Genomic DNA, 9,191 nt, shown 5'->3' on the forward strand with positions numbered 1-9,191 from the left:
ACCGATGGCCAGATGAACCTTCCTCTCTCAAGTCTTTTGGTAAACAGGCATGCTCCCTGGCCATCGTGCCAGATCATCTTCACAAGATCGCTGCGGCGACCACGGAAGACGAACAGATGACCGTTGACCGGGTCTTTGTGCAGCACCTCCTGCACCTGGAGTGCCAACGACGGAAAGCCTCTGCGCATATCGGTGTAGCCTGTCGCGAGCCACACTCGCGCGCCGGTCGGAACCGGGATCATCGGCGCACCAGGGCATCGACAACGCGACGCAGCGCGTCTCCATCAACCTCGCCATCGACCCGGATGCGGTGTCCGCTACCGAGATCAATCTCGATGATGCCTTGGCTCCTCCGTCGACGCGCCGGCGCCGTCGTCAACGGCACTTCGGTCAAGTCCCGCGGCGGCACAGACGGTCCGATCTCGACTGGCACGAACGGAGCTATACTCGTCTCACCGCGCTTGCAAAACTCTTTGCGCCACCTGAACAGCTGGCTCACATGAAGGCCGGCCATGCGAGCCACCTCGGAAACAGTGGCTCCGGGCTCGAGCGATGCTGCAACTAGTCGTTCCTTCTCATCTCGCGACCACCGCCGCCGCCGCTCGACCGATGTGATCACCTCTGCCCGCGAAATCGTCATAGCGCTTCTCCTAGGATTACCCCTAGGACCTGCAGCGCTCGCCTCCGTCAAACAAGGCGGCCGTCAACGGAGGCGTACGCTCTAAGCGAGTGAAGACAACGAGCTTGAAGGCCGCGCGAAACGTCGGCTCCGTTCGACGCGTTCGCGCGCCCAGAAGCGGCATGATCAACGACATCTTGCGTGAAGCGGCAACGCGCGCTTGGTACTCTTCGAGATCCACTTCGCGCGTCACATGTGCGAACGAATCTTCGAAGCTGGCTTGAAGTTCGCCTTGTTCGATCCACGCCTGACCGCCGCCCGCACTGATGCGAGGGCCGACAAATACCTCACGTCGGCGCGCCTTGCGGTAAAACATGCGCTCGATCGTCCAACTCGTCAGGGTCCCTCACGGTAGCAGCACGATTTGAGCCGAACCGCGTTGCCGCGCCCTCTCTATTGCTCCCCTGCACGCCCTGGGGAACGTCATTGGGATCTCCGTTCTTACTTCATAGTCTTTGACTGCAATACTGGGCGATATGATCCGGAAGCGCCAATAGCGGCGCCCGCTTGGCTTCTTCCCGTACTCGCGCTCCCACCGCGAAGTGTCAATCCGCACATCCGTCATGCTCGCTGATCGCCTCAAAGATTACAACCTTGCCCTAGCGACAGTGCTTCAGAGCGTCAATTCCTTCAGGCTGGTAGGCCTTGGGCTCGTCCTTGATGTTCCAACGGATATCGCAAGCCGCCGAATCTTCTCCAATCGAACAAGCGCCTCTTGGAGTAACGAGGCTCGGAATTTGCAAGTCGTCTGGGCGGGGTAGCGCTGCTCAGCCGCCCTTCGGAAATCCCTCCGTTCAATGCAGAAACACCATAGCGACGGCACTCCTGACAGCTCTTGATTTCCGTTACCTACAAATTCTTGTAGTTGACCCGCGCAGTATTCTCCGGGCCGAATCGCGATCAACCCCACAGGAGAACAAAGCTATGTCCCCACTAGAAGCAATCACCCGTTGGCTGGACTCACAAGATTTGGTCATGCAACTTGAGATCGCCGGTTTCGCGACATTCTTGGTTTTCGGGGATGATGACACTTTCACGCTCGGCGACTCGGAGCGGCTCGAGTCTCTTTACCGATGGTTGAACGAGCCAAGCTTGGCATCGGACATCGCCGCCGAACGTGCCCTGACCTTTCGAGTGTACTTCGCTTCCTTGGCCGAGGATAGAGCGACGGGCGCCGGATGGAAGCGAACCGAAGTGTTGGTGCGGAAAATTCTGAAAGACGCTACGCGCGACGGGAGGTTTGCCGCTGCCCGCAAGGCGCAAAGGATGCTTGAGCTCTTGCCCGCCCGAAAAGAGAGCTGGAATCAGGTCTTGAGATCCTGGAATGAATTGACCGCGACGTATCTAACACATGAGGCTCTCAGTAGTTGGAGCGCCGCCGAGAAGCTCCGAGGCCTGAGGGCCATTTCAAGCACCAGCGTTCCTGTTGCTGGGCTTGGGTCGCCTCATCGAGGCGCTGCTTAATTCTGATAAAGCCGCAATTCCCCTGTGCTGCGGGGCGTGCGTCTGCATGCACCTGTCGGATCCATAGAGGCCAGCTAACCGCTTAAAAGCATGACACAGGGGCCACCGGAGGATATCTCCACCCGACCGGTGGCCCACTTGCGACGCTGTAGCGCAAAAGCCGAAACCGGCATCTCAACGGCAGGCACGGCTTCGCGCTTTTCTTCGAACATACGCCAATGCCAGCGGGCCTAACACATCGAGATGAACGAAAGTCTCCGGATAGGCTATATCGTTTCGGTAGCTTCTTTGCTCGAGAGCCGCTCAGGCCGATGTTCAGGGCCGTAAAAGGTGGCGCCTGCCTTCGGCGCAGACGCGGTTGCTGCTCGACATGATGTCGCGGCGGCATCAGTGCCGCTGCGAACGAAAACCGACAAATATCGGACAAAATCCGCAATTGGTGACGAAAAGTCCGGATTGGCTATATAATATGAGATCGTTGGATGGGGGAGCCCGATGGCGATCTATAACCCTTTGAGAGACAAGCTGGTCGCAAACAGCTCTGCCTCGCTCAAGATGACATTTGCCGACATCGAGATGCTTATCGGTCGGTCCCTCCCGAAATCAGCGTATGAATATGATGCGTGGTGGGCCAACGAAGACCCCGTCAAAACTAATCACAGTCACAGCCTTGCGTGGACAGTTCCGGGGTATCAAGCCGAACCAAATCGATTGCAGCCGACAGTAACATTTTCGGCGCAGGGGGTAGCATTTTCCGCAAAAGCGAATGCCTATGAACCCGGCTCTAATTCGAGAACCGAGGATGCGTCGTGAATGAAATGAAAATGATCGTGCGATACGACTAAGCCCGTATCGACAAGATATCATTATTTCTTATCGCATTAGCCTCTCCCTCCGTTGGCAGCAAGCAAGGGGCGGCCGGCCGCCGATACGCGTGCCGAGCTCGGTCTTGGCGTCCCTCATCTCCGCCAGCAGGGCCACGGGATCGAGCGTGCGATAGCTCTCGAAGGCGCCGTTCGTTTGACGCCTTTGCTCAGCTACGGATGCGCGAGAGCGCGCTCAGGGATCATCGCCGCTTCGAGTTTGGGACGGAGCTGATCGGCGACCTTGCCAAACTGCGCCGTTGCAGCTTCTGCATCGAACTCGGTGACGATGAAGGCGAAGACGACACGGCGCCCGGTCTTCCAGCATGCGGATTCCGCTCGATGTCGCCCAGCATTGAACGAACCCGCTACGCGGGAGTGGGAGCAAGCCTGGTGAACTGAGGTGTCCTGTCTGAGAGGATGTTGGTCTTCGCACCACCCCTCTCAAGACAGGAGATCCAGATGGCTACGATGAGCCCTCTTCGGCAGCGCATGATGGAGGACATGACGGTCCGCAATCTGTCGCCGTCGACTCAACAATCCTATATCTATGCGATCGCAAAGCTTAGCCGCCATTTCGGCTACGCCCCGGACCGGTTGAGTTTCGAGCAGGTCCGCGCCTACCAACTGCATCTCATCGGTCAAAAGCGTTCGTGGTCCCACATCAATCAGGTGGCCTGCGCGCTGCGGTTCTTCTACGGTGTCACACTCGGGCAGACGGAGGCATTCGAGTGGATCATCGGTGGCCAGAAGCCCGACAAGCTCCCGCTCGTGCTTAGTGCCGAAGAGATCGAGCGCTTCCTGGACGCGGTTACAGGGGTGCGCAATCGCATCGTGCTGGCGACGGCTTATGCGGCTGGCTTACGGGCCAGTGAAGTCGTCCGCCTGAAGGTGAGCTCGATCGACAGCAAACGAATGTTGATCCACATCGAGAACGGCAAGGGCGGCAGGGATCGTTACGCGATGCTTTCTCCGCGACTGTTGGAGATTCTGCGTACATACTGGATACGAGCCCGACCGGGGCTGTGGCTATTTCCAGGCCAAGACCCAAGTGAACATGTCAGCGTCCGCTGCGTCCAGGCGGCCTGCCGCGCCGCCCGCCGCCGCGCTCGGCTTGCCAAGCCGCAACACGTGGAAGCACACGGAATTGCCGCCATGTCGACGTGTGGTACTTTTCGTCTGGAATTAAGCCGAGCTTCTTTCCATAGAACGCCACGCTGGCATCCAAGTCTGATACATCTACCTTGGATACAAAAGCATATTCGCCAATAACATCTTTCAGTGCCATTATTTGCTCCCTATGCTGTGGCAACGCAGATTGCAAGAATTTGTGCTACACGCAAAGCATGCTGTCGCCTCCTCGTCCTGGTAGGGGGTCCGGGGGTGCCGTCAAGTTCGACGAACTGGAGCGGCGCAAGGGGTATACGAGCGACGTGCGGACTGCCAAGGATCCTCCTTATTACCGCCATCGCTTCCCGCCGGAAGTGATCAGCTATGCCGTTTGGTAGAATTTCCGGTTTCCCTTAAGCTTGCGCATGGTCGAGGAAGTGCTGGCGGCGCATGGCATTGGCGTGACCTTATGAAGCCGTGCGCCAGTGGGGACGGGAATTCGGCAAGCCGTTCTCCGATCGGATCCGCCAGCGCGCTCCCGCCCGCGGTGACAAATGGCATCTGGACGAAGTCGTTATCTCGATCGCGGGCGAACAACATTGGCTCTGGCGCGCTGTCGACCAGAATGGCTTCGTTCTCGACGTCTTGGTCCAGCGCCGAAGAGACTCGCGCGCTGAGCAGCGGCTCATGAAGAAGCTCTTGAAATCCGCCGGCACGCCGCCGCGCGTGATGATCACGGACAAGCTCCGTTCGTACGGCGCTGCGAGGGCGAAGATGGGCTTTTATGTCGAACATCGCCAGCACAAAGCTCTCAACAATCGGGCCGAGAATTCTCATCAGCCGACGCGGCGACGCGAGCGGATCATGAAGCGTTTCAAATCGTCCCGTCAGGCTCAACGGTTTCTGTCAGTTCACGATCAGGTCGCGAACCTTTTCCAGATCCCCTATCCCGGAGCCGTCACCGCCGACTTCCGTCGTGCTTCGCGCGAGCGCGCCTTTGCGACTTGGCGCGAGATCTCCATGACAAGCGCTATCGCCGACTCTCGACCTCTGAGAATCGTCTCCTTCGGCTCGGCGGTCGATTAAGTTGACGATGCCGCGCAAGGTTGTGTTGAGTGCAAGCTCGGTGGGTTTGGGCCGACGGGCCGATCGCTCGGCGTGCCATTGGGCTGTCGATGCACGATACTCCAAGCCGCCGCTGCGCGTCGCGGCGTTGCGTCGTAACTCACGCGAGATGGTCGAGGCAGATCGACCAAGACGGCGCCCGATCTCACCCCTCGAGAGGCCCTGAACGCGAAGAGTACGATCTCCTCGCGTTCTGCAAAAGACAGATACCGCCCGGACGGCGGCTTGGCTGAAGATCTGAACGTCGCCGGTGGCATTCCGCCTGCCTTTCGGAACAATCTGGTTCCCACAGGCTGCGACATACCAGCTGTTAGCGCAGCATCCTCGCTGGTCGTTCCCTGTGCAATCCCCAACCAGAATCGTTGAAGTTCAAATCGCCCCGCAATTGACGGCCGTCCCGGGGACGGTAACGGCGCCCGTCCAGATCGCAGTGATCGTCGCTTTCGAATGGCCGAGCGTGAACTCGCGTCCGGAAAACGCGACCGGCACCTACGCATATAAGTAGGTGTAGGGCTTGGATTGCTGTGTCAGGTTTCAGAGCTTGGTCGCTTTTGAACGACCCTCCTGAGCACCAAGCCTCGTCCTATGGGACCGTGCGGGCGGTCCGTCAGCGGCGGCAGTCGCCCGCACGTTTCGATGTCCTTTAGGAGGCTTGGAGCTGGGTAATGCGCAGCGACCTAGCGTACGTTGTATGCGTCATTTTGATGGGACTAGGCTTCCTCGCGATCATAGCGATCGCCATGCTTATGCAATAAGGCCCGGGGCCGATGTAGCGTTCAGCCCGTTCAAAGGGCAAGGACGCCCTTACGAGATTCACATGCAGGCTTTCCGACCTAGCGCGGGATCAGGCCCTTCAAGATGGCTTCCGCGCGGATAGAGACGGCCGTGTAGTGCTGTGCGGCCTTGATGGACTATACCGCCCCGGATAGGTTTCCGCGATGTAGGGATCAGATAGAAGGCGCTGGAGCCCGCTTCCGGCGCCATGCCTGCACCCGGCGAAGCCGCGACAGCACAGAAGGCCGTCCTTCGACCCTGATCCTCTTCTCACTCGTCACACGTCCGCTCCTCATGAGGTTGGGAGCCTAGCTCAATGTGCGGCGCGGAGGGAAGGGCTCCCGGAATGCTACGGACGCCAGCTGACCTCAAGATCGTTCGATGGGTCCGGATTTGCAAGGCTCAGCAGCTCATAGCTGACAACTTACGGGAGCACAGCAAGATGGATGGTTGGTTGGTGACGGTCGCTGTCTTCAAGGAAGACGGCGACGATGACGAAGAATTCAGGCACATAACTTACGTCGTTGCTGCCGCTGACCCGGCGGAAGCAGTGAAGCTGACCGTAAAAGACAGCGGCGCGAAGGCCGCAATCCTCAGCTGCCCCATCGAGGAGGAGCAATTGCTAAGACTTGGCGTGAAGCCCGGCGAGCTTCTCGTTATACACGATGGGGAGTTCGATCCGATCATCTCGCGCCATCGTCGTCACTAAGCGCTCCACGTCCGATCTTGATCAGTTGCGTCGAGTTCATGACATTGTCGTTCGGAAGCCGCCGCTCGCACGAGCAGTCAATCTGCACAAGCTATGAAAGCGCGCCGTTTGCTTGTCTCCGCAATATGGCCGCCTGGCACGCTGATTGCTGAACCATGATTGCTTGGTCGCTTATTGATTGAGTGAGGGCCAAGTCTACGCATCGTAACTCGTGCGGGCGGTCGTCAGCAGCCGCCCGCACGCTTTTTCATAGCGCTACGCGCTGCTTTGTGAATGGCACCCGAGTTGCTGAGAGACGCTTCGGCTTGGCTCCTCATACTTCACGCAACCCCCATGAGATAGCCAAGCCTCTTTGTTGGCGCAACTCGCGCGGGTGGTTCCTCCAGCCGCCCGCGCGTTTTTCGCGCGAAAAGCCGTAAGGTCATACCATGACCCGTGAAGAGGCGGAAGCTGTTGCAATGAACAGGCTCAAATTCGTCCCCGCATTCGAGGCCGCTATTCGCTCTGCCGATCCAGACAAGCTCGCCGCACTTCGCGAGACGATCCGTGAGCGCGGAGGCCCTGACGAGTTCGTACTGACGAGCACAGAACTCATCCGCAAACATCCGCCTACGCTCTTTAGACTGCTTAGGATCATCTCCGACGCGGCACATGAGGACAAGCGCTAATGAGCATCCACCCAGCCTCCGGAAGTCACACCATTCTCATTGCAGAGGCAGCCGTATCGCTCGTTAAGGTGGCTTGCGCAGCATGGCGGCTGTACGTGCGATCCGACAGAGAAGACCCAAGTGGTTGGACTGGGATGAAGGCAAAGAGATCGGCCAGAAACGCAAGGCCAGCGCGATGGCCGGCCCCATCAATCTCCGATCGCTTGATGGTTTCAACGGAATTACGAGGTCAGCCGACATGTCACCGCTCATCCTCATTGTCGCTTCGACGCACCTCAGCATTTTAGCCACCGTCAACATCGCTGCTCGGCCATCAAAGACTTTAGATGAGTGTCGAAGGATTGGTGAGCTAGCGATAGAAGCCGCGACCGCGAAGCCCAGCCGCTCCGCGTCCTATGTCTGCCACGATACTACGCGCGAACAGGGTTTAACGGGCGCACTAGGTGTGATTGCCTACGTTTCGCAAGAGGACGGTAAAATAACGATCCTTGAGGGCTACATGGCGACGATGTCTGACTGCAAAGTTGCCGGAATGGCGGCAGCCGCGAGCAAGGCTGTTCCCGGCGTTAGAACCCGGGCTTGGGCTTGCTACGATCTCGGCATCTTTGAACAATGATGCGATAAGCGTTTCTAATCTTCGCGCGTGTAGCGTACGCGCTGCATCACCTTCAGGAGTTGTCGGAACGTCGCGACCAGCGCGAGCACGCTATCGGCAATCCGTATCCCGTGCGACTTTCCGGATGTGCGGAGCACGTCCGGCTTTCCGCAGGCCCGTAGGGCCTGCGGCTTGCCCGTGGTACGTGGTGTGTTCCGGCTCATTATGCGGCCCCTCGCCTTTCTTGGACGTTTCGCATCCCGAGTAAGTTTGAGCCCGAGCAATTCGAACACCCGGCGCGAGATGGATTCTTGCGCCTCGCGTAGCTCCACCGACCGCAGCACGGCCAATTCGCCGATGTAGCGCCCGCTGATGCCGGGCACGGCGTGGCCTAGCAAAATGCTGGACAGAATTTCGGGCACGCCCAGCGCGGTCGCCAGCGATTTGTAAGAATGCCGAGGGCTCCGCGCCAGCTCCCGTCGCTACCACCGCCCAACCGGGCAAATCAAACAGCCGGGGCGAACTCAGGACCGGATAAAACTTGGGGCAAGGTCATCGGTAGCGAGACTATGTCGGAAGATATGGGTGCCGCGGTGGGCGCAACCTTCGATTCCAACTCGATCGAGAGCGGCCTCGGCGATCATGGTGATCGCGCATCCGGAAGCAAAGCCGACGTGTGGCGCGAGTGTGCGGACGAACAGCCGTCGGCACGACGACTTTGGGCGGCCATTGCGCAGATATGCAACGATAGCCGCGCCAATGTCTGGCGGTATCGGCATTCGTGCACGCTGTCGGCCCTTGGCGCGAACGAGTATCTCGCTGGCGCGCCAGTCGATATCGTCGACGGTGAGCGTCGCAACCTCGTCGGCTCGCAGGCCGAGCTTGGCCAGCAACAACAGAATGGCGTAGTCGCGCCGTCCCATCACCGTCTCTCGGTCGCAACCGTCGAGAGCCTTCCGCACCTGAGCAGCAGGCAGATAGGTCGGCAGAGTTGCGAGCTTCCATCGGCGCATCGATGGAACGCAATCCGCCAACGAGCGCGCGTTCAGCCCCCGATGGTGGAGGTAACGGAGAAAGGCCCGACCATATGGAGGCAGAGTACGACGAACAGCGCCGCGACGCTTGCGGCAAGCAACAGAATCGGGAAGTCGAATAGTCCAGTCCAAAGCGTAGCGGCGGCGAGGAACTTGACGTCACCAAGGCC

The 9,191-nt window shown here is 59.0% G+C and carries 11 protein-coding genes and 3 pseudogenes; 7 read left to right on the plus strand and 7 right to left on the minus strand.

Features of this window, described 5'->3' with window-relative positions:
- From tnpB to I6F17_RS37055, 3 genes are all read right to left on the minus strand, one after another.
- Window positions 1-242, minus strand: a 242-nt coding sequence (gene tnpB, locus I6F17_RS37045; protein ID WP_225190479.1) for an IS66 family insertion sequence element accessory protein TnpB, incomplete at its 3' end; no start/stop codon positions are given.
- Window positions 239-640 carry a transposase gene (locus I6F17_RS37050; RefSeq protein ID WP_225132199.1) on the minus strand — a complete coding sequence of 134 codons (402 nt, stop codon included), beginning with the start codon at window positions 638-640 and terminating at the stop codon, window positions 239-241. The genes I6F17_RS37050 and tnpB, both read right to left, overlap by 4 nt.
- Window positions 641-662: 22 nt before the next feature.
- Entirely contained in the window at window positions 663-995 is a 333-nt protein-coding gene (locus I6F17_RS37055) for a hypothetical protein (RefSeq protein ID WP_225132200.1), read from the minus strand.
- Between the two features lie 659 nt (window positions 996-1,654).
- On the opposite strand from I6F17_RS37055, the gene I6F17_RS37060 reads away from it, so the two are divergent.
- Both I6F17_RS37060 and I6F17_RS37065 read left to right on the plus strand, forming a co-directional pair.
- Window positions 1,655-2,143 carry a hypothetical protein gene (locus I6F17_RS37060; RefSeq protein ID WP_225132201.1) on the plus strand — a complete coding sequence of 163 codons (489 nt, stop codon included), beginning with the start codon at window positions 1,655-1,657 and terminating at the stop codon, window positions 2,141-2,143.
- A gap of 495 nt (window positions 2,144-2,638) precedes the next feature.
- Entirely contained in the window at window positions 2,639-2,956 is a 318-nt protein-coding gene (locus I6F17_RS37065; RefSeq protein ID WP_225132202.1) for a hypothetical protein, read from the plus strand.
- A 245-nt stretch (window positions 2,957-3,201) separates the two neighbouring features.
- Here the strand turns inward: I6F17_RS37065 and I6F17_RS37070 are convergent.
- Window positions 3,202-3,324, minus strand: a pseudogene (locus I6F17_RS37070) (IS256 family transposase); the annotation flags it as partial.
- 144 nt (window positions 3,325-3,468) lie between these two features.
- Between I6F17_RS37070 and I6F17_RS37075 the strand changes: the two are divergent.
- Window positions 3,469-4,278, plus strand: a complete 810-nt coding sequence (locus I6F17_RS37075; RefSeq protein WP_225132203.1) for a tyrosine-type recombinase/integrase — start codon at window positions 3,469-3,471, stop codon at window positions 4,276-4,278.
- A gap of 263 nt (window positions 4,279-4,541) precedes the next feature.
- Window positions 4,542-5,202: pseudogene (locus tag I6F17_RS37080) on the plus strand (IS6 family transposase).
- A gap of 42 nt (window positions 5,203-5,244) precedes the next feature.
- Here the strand turns inward: I6F17_RS37080 and I6F17_RS37085 are convergent.
- Window positions 5,245-5,738: pseudogene (locus I6F17_RS37085) on the minus strand (helix-turn-helix domain-containing protein); the annotation flags it as partial.
- 719 nt (window positions 5,739-6,457) lie between these two features.
- On the opposite strand from I6F17_RS37085, the gene I6F17_RS37090 reads away from it, so the two are divergent.
- From I6F17_RS37090 to I6F17_RS37100, 3 genes are all read left to right on the plus strand, one after another.
- Window positions 6,458-6,724, plus strand: a complete 267-nt coding sequence (locus tag I6F17_RS37090) for a hypothetical protein (protein ID WP_225132204.1) — start codon at window positions 6,458-6,460, stop codon at window positions 6,722-6,724.
- Between the two features lie 428 nt (window positions 6,725-7,152).
- On the plus strand, window positions 7,153-7,392 hold the full coding sequence (locus I6F17_RS37095; RefSeq protein ID WP_109141619.1) for a hypothetical protein: 240 nt from the start codon (window positions 7,153-7,155) through the stop codon (window positions 7,390-7,392).
- 124 nt (window positions 7,393-7,516) lie between these two features.
- A complete protein-coding gene (locus I6F17_RS37100) occupies window positions 7,517-8,008 on the plus strand; it encodes a hypothetical protein (protein WP_146207646.1) in 492 nt (163 codons plus the stop codon).
- A 14-nt stretch (window positions 8,009-8,022) separates the two neighbouring features.
- On the opposite strand, the gene I6F17_RS37105 is transcribed toward I6F17_RS37100, so the two are convergent.
- Both I6F17_RS37105 and I6F17_RS37110 read right to left on the minus strand, forming a co-directional pair.
- A complete protein-coding gene (locus tag I6F17_RS37105; RefSeq protein WP_225132205.1) occupies window positions 8,023-8,409 on the minus strand; it encodes a hypothetical protein in 387 nt (128 codons plus the stop codon).
- A gap of 102 nt (window positions 8,410-8,511) precedes the next feature.
- A complete protein-coding gene (locus tag I6F17_RS37110; RefSeq protein ID WP_225132206.1) occupies window positions 8,512-9,000 on the minus strand; it encodes a tyrosine-type recombinase/integrase in 489 nt (162 codons plus the stop codon).
- Window positions 9,001-9,191 lie beyond the last annotated feature (191 nt).

Source organism: Bradyrhizobium sp. NBAIM18, from assembly GCF_020193825.1.
Lineage (GTDB): Bacteria > Pseudomonadota > Alphaproteobacteria > Rhizobiales > Xanthobacteraceae > Bradyrhizobium > Bradyrhizobium yuanmingense.